Consider the following 1,257-nt stretch of genomic DNA (forward strand, 5'->3'; position numbering starts at 1 on the left):
AATCCGCGCATTGATCCGATCGGCAAGGCGCAGTTGCCGTCGGCAGAACCCTTTAGTCTCGGCCAGAAGCCAAGCCTGATATTCGCACCGAGCGAGATCGCCGACGCGAGCGTGAAGAACGGCAAGCTGCATATCCGTCTCTATGGACTTGGCATGCTGGGTCCGAACGGTCCCCTCCCGATTCACGTTACGGAGATTGCCCGCGAGCGGCAGGAACATCGGCACGACTCGACGCTTGCGAACTTCCTCGATATTTTTCATCACCGCTATCTCACGCTGCTGTATCGAGTCTGGACATCGGCGCAGTCGGCCGTGAGTCTCGACCGGCGCGACGATGACGCTTTCAGTTTCTACACTGCGAGTCTTTCGGGCTACCCGCTCCAGTTGCAGCGTAAGCGGCCCCTGCAGTCCCATGCCCGACTGTCGGCCGCGCCTCATCTTGTGCGCGAAGCGCGTAATCCAGACGGCCTGGCCTCGACGCTTGCACACTATTTCGCCGTGCCGGTGCGCATGGAGGAATTCGTGTTCCAGTGGATCGCGCTTGAGCCAGAAAATCTCAGCCGCATGGGCGCGTATGGTGAACCGTCACGCATGGGTGAAGGTGCTGTTCTCGGCCAGAGCGTTCCCGACCGGCAGGGCAAATTCCGCATCACCATCGGCCCGCTCGACATTGATGACTATCACCGCTTCACGCCACGCGGCGATGACCTGCTCCGGCTGGTCGATCTGGTCAGGGAGTTCGTGGGCCAGACTATCGCGTGGGAACTGGTACTGGAGATCAAGCCGGAGAGCGCAGCACCTATGGCGCTGGGCGATGGCCAACGGCTCGGCTGGTCGGGATGGATGGGGGAGTCGCCTGACGACAAACCGGTTGTGGGCATGAGCTTCGAACCCGAACAATACGTGACGCAGCTCGTGCAGAACCGGGCGAGACGGAAAGAGGAGACGTCGGCAAATGAACGGGATGTGCCTTGTGTTTGATCTGGACAACCAGATCAGCGGGATGATTCCGGCGTTCGAGGTGACGCGAGGCGGGCGTTGGTGTCCTGATTGCGCAAATCTTGCCCGTACGAAGGACGAACGCAAGCGGTGGAAATACGATATAGACGGTTGAGTTCGCGCTGAATGAGCAACGATTCGAAATTAATCTCCGGCTTTGTAGACTGTAGATGCCCGAGGGCGGGACGAGTGCGCCGGGTTATTCGCCTGGCGCGATACATTTGAAAAGAGAGTAGAGCAAAGGCACGAAGAGGACCC

General features: G+C 59.5%; 1 protein-coding gene. It reads left to right on the forward strand.

All coding sequences use genetic code 11. The annotated features are described in order from the left end of the window. Positions 1-981: type VI secretion system baseplate subunit TssG (gene tssG / locus BLU17_RS32095; protein WP_143189417.1), on the forward strand; the 981-nt coding region annotated here is incomplete at its 5' end. Positions 982-1,257 lie beyond the last annotated feature (276 nt).

The sequence above is a fragment of the Paraburkholderia lycopersici genome (assembly GCF_900096975.1).
Lineage (GTDB): Bacteria > Pseudomonadota > Gammaproteobacteria > Burkholderiales > Burkholderiaceae > Paraburkholderia > Paraburkholderia lycopersici.